The organism is Rothia sp. P7208 (assembly GCF_048512915.1).
In the GTDB taxonomy this organism is placed as follows: Bacteria; Actinomycetota; Actinomycetes; order Actinomycetales; family Micrococcaceae; genus Rothia.
In genome coordinates this window covers 466,935-481,005 of record NZ_JBLXXW010000001.1, presented here as the reverse complement: position 1 = coordinate 481,005, position 14,071 = coordinate 466,935, and the positions used below count along the sequence as shown (strand labels likewise).

Sequence of the window (14,071 nt, the reverse complement as noted above, 5' to 3'; positions counted from 1 at the left end):
AATTCATGCAAAGATTCTGAGGCTATTTGAGAGCTGGGGAGAGTAGCAGGAAGAATAATGAGGCGATACAGAACGCCGCTGGTACTGTTGCCACCCACGTCAAAATAACCTTGAGTGCGATAGGAAGACGTACAGAAGAGAATCTTTGATTGATGCCTGCGCCGAGCACGGAGGCGGACGCAAAATGAGATGAAGATACGGGCGTGTGTAGAAAAGCTTGAGATAAGAAGAGAGCTATTGCTGTTGTTCCCTGTGCAACTGCACCACGGAATGGGTCGATTTGAACCATTTTATGTGCAAAGGTGTGTCCGATACGCCATCCGCCCACGAGGGTTCCTGCTGCGAGGGTTAGCGCAAAGAAGAGGATGGCCACGATAACCCATAACGGGGTGAGCGATATATCTGCGCATAGACACATTAATAAGAAGAACAATAATGCTCGTTGTCCTACTTGAATCCCGTGTATGAGAGAAATAGCTGAGTTTGATATCGACATTGCGTGGCGTGAGACCTTATGCACTGCACGCGGATATGCCTTAGACGTCAGGCGAGATAGAGGAAAAACTGTTGCCCACGAGAGGAAAAATACTAGGGCCGGGAGCACCAGAAACGGAACAAGAATGAAGCTTTTAAAAGACTCTGTGAGCGGGTTAACGGTCGCAATATTTGATTCGTTTGCCGCCCAGACTGCGCCAATGAGTCCGCCAAAAAGAGCGTGGGTGGATGAGGATGGCATCCTAAGCCAAAAGGTGATGAGTCCCCATACTATTTGAGCGAAGAAGGCTGTGAGGAGGATGGCTAAACCTACATTGTTAAGCGGTACCTTCACCCATTGTGAGTGATGGCTTGTGAGGATGGCTGTACCAGCGAGGACTCCTAAGAAGTTAAGGCAGGCGCCGACAAGTAACGCTATTCTTGGTGTGAGTGCGCGGGTTCGTACGGGGACGGCGGCGGCATTGGGTGCATCATGGAATCCCGTGACGAAAAGATAGCCGGTGAGTCCTAAAAATGCGAGGATAAACAGGATGATGCTCACTATTTATGATTCCTGTACCACGATGCGACCAATTTGCGCGGAGACTGCTCTCATGGAATCAGATACAGCTTTGAGCTCTGTAATGAATTGGAAGTGCTTCATATAATGTTGGCTGTTATTTTGGTCTACAAGTTCGGCACTGTAGATTTCTGCTGTGCGTGTTGCTTGGCGTGAGATGCGTAGCATGTCAATCCAGTATTCGTCGAGTCCTTTGAGGTCTTCGAGTTTTGGGATAACAGCTGTTGTTAGGACGGCTTCTCGTTGGATGAGGTCGAGCATCGTGGTCAGATGTGAGGGGAACCTGTCGATACGGTGTAGTGAAAGCACATGTGCGGCACTGGTGAGGCGTTCTACCGCTGTCATCAGGTGGTTTGCTAGCGTGTAGAGGTCTTCTCGAGGTAGGGGAGCAGCGAAGGAGCTGCGTACGAGTGTCATGGTGGTAAAGAAGAGGTCTTGTGCTTGTGCTTCTTGTGTGAACATCTCATCGAGGATGTTGGAGGTGTCTGCTTGTTCTATGGAGCCCACGAGTTCTGAGAGCATGTCTGCTGAGTTGATAACTTTTCGTGAAAGTTCTGCTAGAGACTTGAGGGAGGAGTTCTCAGAGAGGAATAAATAGTCAAACACGGCTTTCCTTCGGGTGGTTCCCCGCAAACTTATGATGTGCGTAGTGGTGATGCAGGCAGATGAGCCGTTCTGGGGAAGTGTTTTAGGCGATGTCAGGCTGGGAGCGCCTCTCGGCGGAAGGCCGCTCGTAGCGGCTATATTTTTGGAGCCCGGGGCTACCTATTAGCAGCCTGACATCTATATCTAGTTTCTTCTCTTTTGCTAAGGATGTCAAACGTTCGATACCGATGATGCTGCATGTGTAGATAGCGTTGTTGGTGTCTATTCGAGGGTGCCTGCTCGCCATAATTGTGCTGCTTGTTCGAGATCTTGGGAGATTGTGAGGAGTTGTTGAGTTTTGGCGTGTAGTTGTTCTGCTCTTCTGCGTGCTTCTGTCTGTACTTCTGCGCTGGGGCGTAGTTGATATTGCAGTGTTGTCTGTTGTGGGGGAGTTGGGGAGTTCTTTCCCGAGACGATGGTGTGCGCGGTAGCTCGTTGTCCTGTTGCGATAACAGCGCAGAATGCGGCGAAACGTTCTAACGCTATGTCGAAATCTCCGGTGTAGGCTCCGGTGAGAATGGTGTTGGTGGTTTCTGCGACTTCTTGTTCGGTGGGTGGGTCTGCTACACCTGCGATGAGGGAGGAACGCCAGTTTTGTTCCATTCCGCGAGCATAGTAGTGCGCGATTTGTGTTGTATGTGTGTGGACGGTGTCTCTAATGAGGTAGATTCTCCAGAGTGCGCCAGGTAAAGAGAGAGCAGGCGCTTGTGACCACATTTCTGCGAGTGTTTCTAGTCCGAAGGTGTCGGTGAAGTGGACAAGTTTTTGGGTAATGTTTGGGTCGGTATTTTTTCTTCCTTGTTGTAATAGTGCATGCGCTGAATAGTGTGCTGCCTGTGCGGTTGTTTGGGGGTCTGAACCACCAGGGTAACGGTCGAATACCTCAGTGGAGAATGTGACGGGGCGGTGGTGTGTTCTGTTGGGCTGAGGGTTTTGGGGCATAGGGATATTCTAGGTTTTTTAGTGTTGAGGGTGAGAGGGTTTAAATGTGCTCCTTATCGCGTTAAAAATATTCTCTGTGGAGTTTTTACTTTTTCGATAATTGCTGTATAGTAGTACCTGCTGAGTTCGTTTGAGCTTGGTGGAGCGCCTTTAGCTCAGTTGGTAGAGCATCGGACTTTTAATCCGTGGGTCGTGGGTTCGAGCCCCACAGGGCGCACCGCAAAAACCCCGTTCTGGTATATATTCCAGAGCGGGGTTTTCGTTTATGGTCACTTATTCACAATGACAGATTCTAAGGTGGTTACGATGGCTAAAGACCAAGAACCAGACTTTACGGTCAAATCTTTTGATGAGCTAACCCTTCGCGAACTGCACGGAATCTATTGCACCAGAGCCGAAGTTTTTACCCGCGGGCAAAAAATTACTGAACCAGACCCTGACGAAACAGATATTAACTGTATACACATGTTTCATCAGGCCGATGACGGAACAATCTTGGCGTATATCCGGATGTTCGACTGTGGCAAATACGTCGATGAATCACATGAACTGATGCCTGGGGCTTGGACGATTGGAAGGGTCGCAGTGCACGAGAAAGCTCGAGGAACTGGACTTGGACGCACCATTCTAGAAACAGGTATTCGCTGGATTAAAGAAAATACTTTAGCTGATCGTATTGAACTAACAGCTCAGTCTTATCTCAAAGATACGCTCTACCGAGAGTTTGAAGAATACGGTGAAGAATTTATGGAAGCTGGTATTCCACACGTGCATAAAGTTTTACCTCTGCACCCATAAAAATATTCCTTCAATAGATAAAGGCTGGGTGTCTTACCAAAAATCTTTGGCAAGACACCCAGCCTTTTATATCAGCACTTTGAGAAAAGGAAGAATCCCTTATTTAGCGGTGATAGAGAGCAACTTGCTTGAGGTGTTTACATCGCCAGTTACGCCTGCAACGTCTTCGTACTTGACGGTGTTAGTGACAAGAACGGGGGTGACGAGGGAGTAGCCAGCTTTTTCAATGACGGAGCGGTCAAAGGTAAGAAGTTCTTGACCAGCTTCGACGCGGTCACCCTTAGCAACGAGAACGTTGAAGCCTTCGCCATTGAGGTTGACGGTGTCGATACCGACGTGAATGAGAAGTTCTACACCGTTATCGAGTTTGAGTCCGATAGCGTGGCGAGAAGCGGGGATGGCAGCAACTTTGCCTGCAGCAGGAGCAACAACAGAGTTTCCGCTAGGAACAACTGCTGCACCCTTACCGAGCTGACCAGCTGCGAAGATGGGGTCTGGAACCTCAGACAATGCGATAGCTTCGCCTTCAAGAGGGGAAGAAATCTCCACTGCTTCACCAGAAGCCCAAGGAAGGTTTTCCTGAACCGCAGAGGTAGCAGCCTGAGCCTTATCTGCAACAGCACCAGCAGCGGCACCGGCAGCGCCTGCAGCAGCACCAGCGGTAGCAGCTACTTTCTCAGCTACTTTGCCGGCAGCAGGAGTCTTGGACTCGTAGCCGAAGACAAGAACGCCAGCCATTGCGCCGAAGAACGCGATAGCAAGACCGATGACGTAGTAGCCAGCAGGCTGCATTGCAGGGATAGATAGCAAGGAGGTAAACGCGAAGGCGTAAGACTTAACACCCAAAGCGGAGATGGTTGCGCCACCGATAACAGCGGGAACCAAGATGATGGGGATCACGCGCTTGTAGCGAAGCACAACACCGTAGAGGGAAGGCTCAGAAATACCGCCGAGCAAACCGGAAGCGGCTGCACCAACAGCAGTCTGACGAAGCTCTTTATTCTGCTTAGCACGGATAGCAACACCGGTAACAAGACCGAATACTGCGAAGTTGTATGCGCCCATAGGGGACTGAATGAAGTCAGTACCAACGGTCTGAAGGTTGTTAATCATCACAGCGTTCAAAGGCCAGTGTAGACCAAGTGGAACCATGAAGAGGTAGAGACCTGCAATGAGGCCGCCAACAAGCCAAGGAGCAACTTCGTTAACTCCGCCGATGACGTCAGAAATAGCCAATGCGAACTTGATACCGAAAGGACCAACAAGGAACGCAGTAACAGGAACCAAAACCATGACAGAAATCATGGGCACGAATACCATGTGGAGCATGGTAGGAATAATGCGCTTGAGGAATCGCTCAAGTGGAGCAAGAAGTGCGGCAGCGAAGAGCGGTGGGAAGATCTGTCCGGTGTAGTTCATAACGTATAGCGGAAGGTCTAAGCCAAGGAATGGAACATTTACAACGCCATCAACTGCAATATTGTTGAAGCCCTGGAATACACCGGTCATGAGTGCTGCAGGGATAGCTGCACCAACCCACATGTTTGCGCCAAGGCGCTTAGCTGCGGTAGCGCCAATCATAATGGGCATGAACTGCAAAACAGAAAGTGATGCAGCGAGCATGAGGAACCAGAAGGGGTAAGCGAGACGCCACTCATCGAGCATCTTTGCAGCAACTTCTGGATCTGCTAGACGAGGTCCGTTAACGATGTCGATGTTTACGGTTTCGCCGGTGAGGTCAACGTACTGACCGAAGTAGCCGATCTGCTGCATGAATACGATGAGGGTTAGAATCATCGAGGTGCCAAGCAGCGCCCAAAGAACTGGGCGGAATGAATCGGAGAGAACGTCGAATACGCGGGTTAGTACGCTTGCTTTTTTCTCGCCTTCAGCGGAGGACTGGTTGGAGCCTTCTCCAATAGCACTCATGCCGGGGAGTTTGAGCATGTCGTTGTAAACAGCTTCGACTTTGTCGCCAAGAACAACTTGAGTCTGTCCGGACTGTTCGATGATGGAAAGAACACCGGGGACCTTTTCGATCATTTCGGTGTTGATTGCTGAGCGTGATTTAGGGGTCACGCGCAGACGGGTTGCACAGTGAGTGAAGTGCGAGATATTTTCTGGGCCGCCAAGACCTTCGAGGATTTTGGCACCCATCTCGGAGTTGTTCACTGGTACTCCTTCTGGATTGGTGTGTGCGGAAAGTCCTGAGAAAACATAAAAGACCCGAGCTACACCTCACCGAGTTTTCAAAGTAATACTTTGGAAAGTAGTTCTCTGCTGTGAGAGCTACTGTAATATAACCGGTGGTTCAACAAATAGTGCATCTAAAAATGATGATGTTGAACAATGTAACTCAGGTCTTGCCTGCTATCTCAGTAACAATCCTGTGATGGTATGAGTAAACGCTTGAAGAAGCGCTTTCGGCAGTAATTTTACACCCTCTGAGTGTTTTCTTGCAATACCCGCAGAAAATAACAGCTATCTACATAAAACGTAATTGACAAGTATATATTTCGTTTGAGGAATATCTCCAAGGGAAATATCTTAAAAAACTTGTCTAAAACGACCATCCTTCTTACACCAAAACTGATTTTTGGAAACGTTATGAGAGACGAGCCGCACGTTCTGCTTCAACAGCTTGAGGGTGATAACGACGCAACCAACGCTGATGGACACGTAGGTTCACTTCCACAAGAACAATGCCAAGAACACCAAGAACAACAGACCACAGATGTAGCTCTGCCGGAGGCATCATAAACTGATGATATTCATGTAAGAGAGGAACATGAATTGCTGCAACCATACCAAGATAGAGCAACCCAACCATCGCTAAACGATATGAGCGCAACGGACGTATAACGGTTGTCACGTTATAAATACCGATCATGGTCAACGTGATAAAAGTAGCCGTCTGAATCTGTTCTTCAACAACAGCGCTACCCAAAGAACGACCTAAGAAATTAACGCTAACAAGCATCGTCGTAATAATCACCGCGGTAGGAATCGCATAATGCAATGCACGATTCAAGAATCCCGAAACATATTTACGAGTATTAGGGAACATCGTAATAAAGAACGCTGGGCCACCAACAATCAACAAATCAGCTGTTGAATACTGACGTGGTAAGAAGGGGAACTTCCAACACAAAATACCCAAAGTAATACCCAATAAAATTGCAAACGCTGTCTTTGAAAGGAATAGATTCGTCACACGCTCAATATTGGCGATAATCTTTCGGCCCTCATCCAACACCGACGGTAACCGGTCAAAACGTCCATCCAAAAGAACCAAACGAGAAACAGCCTTCGTCGCTGGAGCAGCATTTCCCATGGCGATACCTAAATCAGCATGCTTGAGAGCTAACGCATCATTAATACCGTCACCAGTCATTGCAACAGTCTTACCATGCTCTTGCAATGCAAGAACCATATTCTTCTTCTGCTGAGGATTCACACGACCAAAAACAGCATGGTTCAACACGGCTTCAGTAAGTTCAGGGCCTTCATCAGGTAATAAGGACGTATCGATAGCACCAGCAGAAACATCCATACCAGCAGTCTTTGCTGCTGCCGCAACAGTCTGCGGATTATCACCAGAAAGAACTTTCAAATCAATTCCCTGTGACCGGAAATACGCCAACGTCTCAGGTGCTTCTTTACGAACTTGCTCACGGAACGTTACAAAACAAAGTGGCTTCAACATAGCAGGAATACGAGGTAACACATCACCCTTTGCGTCACGCTCCAAAGATGAAGCATGGGCAAGCACCATTGTACGCAATCCACTGGAAGCAAGCTGCTGAGCATGCTCTCGTTCTGCAGAGCCACCCTCTAAGAGAGCTTCAGGGGCACCTAATACCCATGCTCCAGTGTCAAATTCCACTGCGGAAAACCGTAATGCAGATGAAAATGCAATAACACCGCGTACGGGGCTTGACGGAACAACACGGAAACCGTCAGCTAAAGCTGCTGCCGTAGGATTAGCGTTTTCATCAGCACCAAACCACGCAAGAGCCTGTTGCCCTGCATCAGATAGAACAGAAGAAGACTCATTCTGTGATGCTTGTACAGATAACGGCAATAGCTCATTAAAACGTACGCCGCCTTCAGTGAGAGTTCCTGTCTTATCAAAGCACACCACATCAACACGAGCGAGTACCTCAACGGCAGGCTGCTCTTGAATCAGAACGTCGTCTTGAGCAAGCTTGACCGCAGCAGTCGCAAAAGAAATCGTTGTCATGAGGGCCAAGCCCTGAGGAATCATAGAAGCAATAGAAGACACCGCAACGATAATGGCGTCTTGCCAGACATTATGCTCAAAAGCATAGCGCCAGCCACCAGCAGCTACTATCTGCCCGTTAAGAACAATTGCAATAATTGGTACTAACGCATAGGTAATCCACCGAACCACACGCTCCATACCTGCACGAAGTTCAGAATTAATAACGCTAAACTTTCGAGCCTCTTGAGCCAGCTTCGATGCATGAGATGATGTACCTGCCGCATAAATACGGACACGACCAGTTCCACCCACAACAGAAGAAGCTGATAAAACCTTGTCATTAGGACGTTTAGCAACTGGATCGTTCTCTCCAGTAAGCATCGACTCATCAACGTCCAGTCCGTCAGAACTTAACACTAACGCGTCAGCAGGGACCTGATCACCGCGTTTGAGCAATACAACATCATCGACAACAAGTTGTTCCATAGGAAGCTGAACAACAGAGCCCGAACGAATGACACTCACCGGATCACGACGCAATAATGCAATCTGATCAAGTTTACGTTTGGCAGAGAACTCTTGAATAAAACCAACAACAACGTTGGCAATCGCTGCTAAAAGAAATAAGGTGTCAAGCCAACGTCCCAAAGCAATAACAACTACACCGCATAGACCCAAAACAAGGTTAAAAAGGGTAAATAAGTGAGTGCGAACAATCGTCAAAGTGCTACGAGAAGAAGACTGATCTTGATGATTCGTCATACCAGCATGAACACGCTGCTCAACCTGAACCTCATTTAGCCCATTCTTCACAAGCTCCTCAGACGAGGGCGTACTTAACGTGGAATCAGTTGATACCGAACCAGTATTTTTCACGAAATAAACCCCATTATGATGATGAATAAAATATACGACCTATACAGCCTAAGACGACTCTATATCAGAGTAACCACAGAAGCGTCAGAATACCTCATCCCTAGGAGGTATATATCCTAAGAAAAGTTGTGGAAGAACCTTTATCTAGGACTCATGCCGTTCTGGAAGAACCAGAAGCCTACCATTTGAAGGATGACGCAACACTTCAATAGGGTGACCATAAACCTCGCTGAGCCTTTGAGAGGTACACACCTGCTCAGGAGACCCTTGAGCAATAACTTTGCCACGATTTAACAGCACAATAGAATCAGCGTACGCTCCAGCAACATCTAAATCATGCAACACCACCACAACAGTAGCGCCTTGCTGAGCAAAAGCACGAGCATTTTTAAGAGTCTGCTCTTGATGCAAAATATCCAATGCTGCTGTCGGCTCATCGAGCAAAATGAGCTCCGTACTCTGAGCAAAAATACGTGCTAGATGAGCACGACCCGACTCACCACCGGAGAGCGTCATAATATCCCGTAACGCCATATGCTCAACTTCAGTAATGCGCATACACCGTTGGATAATATCTTCATCTTCTTGAGCAGCAGATGTGCCCTTCCACGGTGTGCGCCCCATCGCAACGACCTCTTCTACTGAATACGGAAAAGAAACTTCCGTTTTTTGGAGAAGAACAGCACGCTTTTGAGCAAGTTCACGAGCCGATAACGACGATAAGGAAATACCGTTAAATTCTACCTGCCCAGAACTGAGCGAAACATCGGCACAAATTGCTGAAAGAAGCGTCGATTTACCAGCCCCATTAGGCCCAATAAGAGCAACCACCTCACCGGCATGAGCCTTAAAAGAAACCTCTGAAAGGATGTCTTTCGCCCCGATAGAAACCGAAACATTATGAACACTGAGCACGCTATACACGTCCTTTTTTGATGGTTCTCCGTAACAGGAGGAAGAACGTTGGGGCACCAACAAGTGCTGTAAAAATACCAATAGGTAAATCTGCAAAAGCAACAAGAGTACGTGCTGCTAAATCTGAAGAAGCAATCAGCAACGCCCCGCCTAAAGCAGATGCTGGAAGAAGCAAAGTATTTGAAGGACCTAAAAGTAGACGTAACACATGGGGGACAATCAGCCCGACAAAAGCAATAATCCCCGCATAAGCTACCGCAACACCCGTTAGAAGGGCTGTTGCAATAACAGCAATGATACGAAGCCTTTCAACATGGACTCCTGCGTGTTGAGCAGCTCTTTCTCCTAAAGCTAATAGGTTGAGCTCAGCAGCAATATATGCACAAATGACAAGACCTATCACAATAATAGGAAAAGCTGTATAGACTGCTTTCCATGTTGCTCCGTTGAGTGAGCCCATCTGCCAAAAAACAATCTGGTCACGAGAAGCGTCATCTGCGATAAAAATCATTAAAGCAATCAGAGCATTTGCAACTGCCGTAATTGCGACACCGGCAAGAATCATCGAAAGAGCTTCAGCTTTACCGTGTGAGCGAGAAAAGATATATACCAAAGCTGTGGTGAGTAAAGCCGCGCAAAACGCAAAAACTGGAACAGTAAAAATTCCAAGGAACGTCCACCCAAAGACGATAGCTGTGCATGCTCCAACGGCTGCTCCTGCAGAAATTCCAATAACGCCTGGTTCTGCTAACGGATTACCAAAAATTGATTGCATGACAGCACCAGAAACACCGAGAGCAGCACCCACAAGCACTCCAAGAAGGATGCGGGGAAAACGAATATTCCATAGCGTGGCATCTGAGAGCTGTAAGGTGTCTAAGCCCCCAAAGAATCGTCGATAGATGGAAGAAAATACTTCAGTAACAGGTACCTGAAACTGGCCAAGAGCGGCAGAAGTTAGCACGACAACAATCAAGAGCGCCGACATTGTCATGAACGTTAGGGTAACTTTTCTTTGCTGAATCCAACTGGTGAACACTAGGAGGTTTTCGCTTCCTGTGCAGGAATATAAATTGCTTGAGCTAAGGAAAGTAATACGGCTGGAGTATTAGGCCCAAAGGAGAGAACCTGACCGTCGTTCATATCAATAATGCGATGGTTTTTACCAGCAGTTGTTTCACTGACACCAGGACGAGCTAAAAATCCTTCATATCCTCCGGTTGATTCTAATCCGCCAGTCATGGTGAGAATCAAATCGGGGTTGAGTTTAACGAGGGCTTCAGATGTTGCAGGAGTTGTTCCTTGTGCGCCTCCTTCAGAGGCCGCATCAATACCGGAAACTGAGGTAATTAGATCGTCAGCTCCAGAACCTTGACCGAGAACAAAGAAGACTCCTGCTGTACCACGTACGTATAGGAACGCCATGGATACTTTTTGTGAGTCTTCCTTGGGTGCTACACGCGCAATAGATTCTTGGACGAGAGATAGCTCAGCACTGACTCGCTTGTTGAGACGTTCTCCAGATTCAGGAACACCTAATGCGTGCGCAACGGCAGTAATTTGTTCACTGATGGTATGTAAAGAACGTTTAGGGTCAAAATGTACGACGGTCAGTCCAGCACTACGTAGCTGTTCTGTAATTTCTAGAGGGCCGTTTGTGGTGTCCATCAGAATTACGTCAGGATGTAAAGCAATAATAGCTTCGGCGTTGAGGTCATGGCCGTTCTGCGTAACAACTGGAAGTTGTGCCAACGACGGTTCTGTTGTTGAGGTAACGCGGCCGACTAGATGGTCAGCTAAGCCTAGTCCTTGCACTGTCTCGGCAAGGGTTCCGTACAGGTCAAGGGCTAGAATTCTGTCAGCTTTTTCTACGGTGACTTCTGTGCCTTGATGGTCGGTGACTGTTACAGGTAGCTGGGGTTGTTGTGGGTTTTCAAGAGGAAGCACCGCTCCAACGCTTTGTGCTGTTGCAGTACCAGTTAGTTCCTTGGGGTTTTTTGATGCGTGTTCTTCGAGGTATTTTGTTCCTTGTTCTAGCTCCGATAGATGTTCAGATTCTGCCTGAGCTGACGAGTTAGATGATGGTGATGATGAACTTTGTTGAGAGTTATTGAGTGTTCCTACTCCACAACCAGTGAGAAGGAATAGGAGAGGAAGCAAACAAAGTACGATAACAGCGCGGAATGGGTTAGAGAGGGAAGCAGAGGATATGGTTGGGCGCATGGAAACTCCAAAATTGTGGTTTTAAAAAAGCTGTTCGGGTAGACAACGGATGGGTAATCTACCCGAACAGCTTGATTGAAGCTATCGACGATAGCGTTGTGAGGTTATGCTGTGCGTCGGCGACGAGCTGTGATAAGAAGCATTGCACCGAGGGTGAGCATTCCGCCACCAGCAATGAGGAATGGAACAGTTTGGGAAGTTCCGGTGTATGCGAGTTGTTCAGCTGTGCATCCTGCTCCACGGTATGCAGTTCGGGTGACTGTTGTGGGCTGACCTGTGACGCTCTTTGTTTCGGGTGTAAGAGTTCCAGAGAAAGAGATGGGGTCAAGTGTTTCGCCGGCGTTATAGTAGCCTGCGAAGGATTTTGCTCCAGCTGCGGTGAGTACTGCTGGAGCAGAAACAACAGAAATCTTCTGCTCGTTCATTGACATCTTTGAAAGGTCAAGATCAGCAAAAGCGACGATTCCGTAGTCAACGTTTTTGCCTTCCATGGAGTTTGCGTTGACGTGTGCGTAGAGAGTTCCGCGTTTTCCGTTGATTTCTACACGAAGGTTAGAAAGCGTTGTGTTGAGAACTCCGTCATGTCCGTGGAAGTTAATGGAGCCGTTGAAGGATATGGTGCCTTTTGCTCCTTCAATATTTCCTGTTCCGTTGGACCAAGTAAATGCACCAGAATTGTAGGTAACTCCGTCAAGGTTCCATCCGCCGTGAGCAATTCCTCCGGCAACGTAATTGCGGAATGATGTGCGAAGTCCCCAGTCAAGAACACCTGCTGAGATGATGTTCTTTCCTGTACTTTCCTGAGTGGTTTTACCAGGTACTGTTTCGGTGATTTGCACTGGAACACAGGTTGCTACTGAAGCAGAAGAAGGGTTACGTGATACGTGTGTATGAGAGTTGCCCTTGGGTGTGGTGGTTTCAGGAGTAGCTGTATTCCCTTGTTGGGTTGGATGTTCAGAAGAGTCTTGAGAATGTGAACTTTGTTTTTCTTCTTCGGTATCCTGCTTAGTTGGGTGATTTTCTGCACGGTCGTAGGAGAGCGTGTTGTCTGTGGTCTCACCTAATTGAGCTTGAAGGTTTAGCGGTGCCATCTCTGTGCCAGCTTGGTAGAATCCGCCAAAGGCTTGTGCTCCTGCTGTGCTGAGTGAGATTGGCGCGTTGGTGAGTGAGACGATATTTTTCTCTATTTTTAGAGAGCTGATATCGATGTTTCCAAGGTGCACGGCAGGTGCAGATGTGGTTGATCCGTCCATTGACTTGGTGCTCATGTCTGCAACAAGGTATCCGGATCCTTCGCGTATCTGAATTTGTAGGTTGGAGATAGTGATATCGAGTTTTCCGTGGTGTCCTGTGAATCGTAGGACTCCGTCAAATGCGAATACGCCGGTTTTTTCTTGGGGGTTGAATCCAGATTTTGATTCGTTAACTTTGGTGAAGGCGAAAACATTTTGGTTGTTTTCAACGTCGGTGAGGGATATTTCTCCCTGTGCGATACCTTCGGTGATGTAGTGGATAAAGGATTCTTTAACGCCCCATGTGGCTTGAGCTGATTCGACACTTTGTAGGGAATCGTGAGTTGGTTCAGCAGGCTGAGTAGGTTCAGCAGGCTTGGTCGGTTCAGCAGGCTTGGTCGGTTCAGCAGGCTTGGTCGGTTCAGCAGGCTTGGTCGGTTCAGCAGGCTCGGTCGGCTCAGCAGGCTCTGGCGCAATCTGTGCGCTGATAGTCAGAGGGTCAAGTTCTGTACCAGCCTTATAGAAATTCGCAAAGAGTTTCGCTCCATCTTCGGTGAGCGTTGCATTAGCGTTTGTGAAGGTGAGGGTGTTGTCTTTGAAAGATGGTTGTGTCAAGACAACGTTTGCAAAGTCGACGTTTTCTAGGTCTGTGATGTTTCCAGTCATGTCTTTAGATGTTCCTGAAACTTTGATAGTTCCGGTTCCATCAGCGTTAAAGATGAGCTGGAAGTCTTTGAGTGAGATGTCAAGTACACCGTGGTGTCCAGTGTAATGAAGAGCACCTCCAAAATTTATGTGTCCAGTTTTTGCGCTTAAGGAGTATTCTCCTTGGCCCTGTTCCCACGTGATAATTTGTTGGTCGTTTAGGGAAGCTCCATCGCTTGCTTCGATGTTTCCTGCGGCAATAGGTCCGGTGACATATTTATGGAAAGATTCTTTGACACCCCACGTCATTGTGGAGTTTTCAAGAGTCTTTCGGGCTTGTATATGCTCGCTTGCTGCAGGTGGTGTTTCGACTGCTTGGGTTGCGGGGAGTGTGCTGAAACTGGAAAGGCCAATTGCTGCGGTCGCCAAGAAAGCGTAGGAGCGCTTTGTGCGTTGTGTCGGCATGATATTCCTCTGAAAGGTATGGCTATTTAGGGATGATGCTATTAGGCTACA

General features: G+C 47.9%; 10 protein-coding genes and 1 tRNA gene. 2 read left to right on the top strand and 9 right to left on the bottom strand.

Translation table 11 applies throughout. The annotated features are described in order from the left end of the window. Positions 1 to 22: 22 nt before the first annotated feature. The 3 genes from ACN084_RS02235 to ACN084_RS02225 form a co-directional block, all read right to left on the bottom strand. Positions 23 to 1,036 (bottom strand): inorganic phosphate transporter, encoded by a 1,014-nt coding sequence (locus ACN084_RS02235; protein WP_419105743.1) that lies wholly within the window; start codon positions 1,034 to 1,036, stop codon positions 23 to 25. Between the two features lie 3 nt (positions 1,037 to 1,039). Then, complete coding sequence (locus tag ACN084_RS02230) at positions 1,040 to 1,660, bottom strand: DUF47 family protein (protein WP_419101084.1); 621 nt, start codon at positions 1,658 to 1,660, stop codon at positions 1,040 to 1,042. Between the two features lie 261 nt (positions 1,661 to 1,921). After that, positions 1,922 to 2,641, bottom strand: a complete 720-nt coding sequence (locus tag ACN084_RS02225) for a histone acetyltransferase (protein ID WP_419105742.1) — start codon at positions 2,639 to 2,641, stop codon at positions 1,922 to 1,924. Positions 2,642 to 2,785: 144 nt separating this feature from the next. Here ACN084_RS02225 and ACN084_RS02220 point away from each other — a divergent pair. Both ACN084_RS02220 and ACN084_RS02215 read left to right on the top strand, forming a co-directional pair. Then, positions 2,786 to 2,858, top strand: a tRNA-Lys gene (locus ACN084_RS02220). Positions 2,859 to 2,947: 89 nt separating this feature from the next. After that, on the top strand, positions 2,948 to 3,439 hold the full coding sequence (locus ACN084_RS02215; RefSeq protein ID WP_419105741.1) for a GNAT family N-acetyltransferase: 492 nt from the start codon (positions 2,948 to 2,950) through the stop codon (positions 3,437 to 3,439). A 99-nt stretch (positions 3,440 to 3,538) separates the two neighbouring features. Here the strand turns inward: ACN084_RS02215 and ACN084_RS02210 are convergent, their stop codons facing one another. The 6 genes from ACN084_RS02210 to ACN084_RS02185 form a co-directional block, all read right to left on the bottom strand. Beyond that, a complete protein-coding gene (locus ACN084_RS02210; RefSeq protein WP_419105740.1) occupies positions 3,539 to 5,611 on the bottom strand; it encodes a glucose PTS transporter subunit IIA in 2,073 nt (690 codons plus the stop codon). A gap of 433 nt (positions 5,612 to 6,044) precedes the next feature. After that, a complete protein-coding gene (locus tag ACN084_RS02205; RefSeq protein ID WP_419105739.1) occupies positions 6,045 to 8,540 on the bottom strand; it encodes an HAD-IC family P-type ATPase in 2,496 nt (831 codons plus the stop codon). A gap of 144 nt (positions 8,541 to 8,684) precedes the next feature. After that, positions 8,685 to 9,455, bottom strand: a complete 771-nt coding sequence (locus tag ACN084_RS02200) for a heme ABC transporter ATP-binding protein (protein ID WP_419105738.1) — start codon at positions 9,453 to 9,455, stop codon at positions 8,685 to 8,687. A 1-nt stretch (position 9,456) separates the two neighbouring features. Then, entirely contained in the window at positions 9,457 to 10,449 is a 993-nt protein-coding gene (locus tag ACN084_RS02195) for a FecCD family ABC transporter permease (RefSeq protein WP_419101078.1), read from the bottom strand. Between the two features lie 44 nt (positions 10,450 to 10,493). Then, positions 10,494 to 11,678: a heme/hemin ABC transporter substrate-binding protein gene (locus tag ACN084_RS02190; RefSeq protein ID WP_419101077.1), complete on the bottom strand. Its 1,185-nt coding sequence runs from the start codon at positions 11,676 to 11,678 to the stop codon at positions 10,494 to 10,496. A 104-nt stretch (positions 11,679 to 11,782) separates the two neighbouring features. Then, positions 11,783 to 14,020 (bottom strand): HtaA domain-containing protein, encoded by a 2,238-nt coding sequence (locus ACN084_RS02185; protein ID WP_419105737.1) that lies wholly within the window; start codon positions 14,018 to 14,020, stop codon positions 11,783 to 11,785. Between the last annotated feature and the right edge of the window lie 51 nt (positions 14,021 to 14,071).

Coding starts and splice junctions, on each gene's coding strand:
- ACN084_RS02190 (WP_419101077.1), bottom strand. CDS start 11,678: ATGCGCCCAACCATATCCTCTGCTTCCCTCTCTAACCCATTCCGCGCT.
- ACN084_RS02195 (WP_419101078.1), bottom strand. CDS start 10,449: ATGACAATGTCGGCGCTCTTGATTGTTGTCGTGCTAACTTCTGCCGCT.
- ACN084_RS02225 (WP_419105742.1), bottom strand. CDS start 2,641: ATGCCCCAAAACCCTCAGCCCAACAGAACACACCACCGCCCCGTCACA.
- ACN084_RS02185 (WP_419105737.1), bottom strand. CDS start 14,020: ATGCCGACACAACGCACAAAGCGCTCCTACGCTTTCTTGGCGACCGCA.
- ACN084_RS02215 (WP_419105741.1), top strand. CDS start 2,948: ATGGCTAAAGACCAAGAACCAGACTTTACGGTCAAATCTTTTGATGAG.